Annotated in this window: 1 protein-coding gene; it reads right to left on the reverse strand. The window is 55.3% G+C overall.

The window, feature by feature from the left end:
• Window positions 1–110: 110 nt before the first annotated feature.
• Window positions 111–407: ABC transporter permease (locus AB4Z23_RS28775; protein ID WP_441361350.1), on the reverse strand; the 297-nt coding region annotated here is incomplete at its 5' end.

Here is a 407-nt window from a genome sequence, read left to right on the forward strand (position 1 = left end):
ATTTCACCCGCACCAACGCTGAACGAAACATCGCTTACGATACGGTGGTCATCAATACCGTTTACGGAAAGGCTAAGATTTTCGACCTGAATAAGAGGCTGTTTCATTGCTTACAATCCTCGCATGCGGGGGTCGAAACGATCGCGGATCGCATCACCGAACAGATTTATGCCAAGTAGTGACAGGGAGATGCAGAGACCCGGGAAGATGCCGAGCCAGACAGCTTCGGCGATGTGGGGACGGCCACTGGCCAGCATGTTGCCCCAGGTCGGCGCTGGCGGCGGCACACCAAGACCAAGGAAGCTGAGTGCACTCTCAGTCAGCAGGACCGATCCGAACATGGAGGTTGCCAACACGATTACCGGACCAAGGCAGTTCGGCACTATGTGGCGGAACATGGTATAGAC

The organism is Agrobacterium sp. MCAB5 (assembly GCF_052114365.1).
In the GTDB taxonomy this organism is placed as follows: domain Bacteria; phylum Pseudomonadota; class Alphaproteobacteria; order Rhizobiales; family Rhizobiaceae; genus Agrobacterium; species Agrobacterium tumefaciens.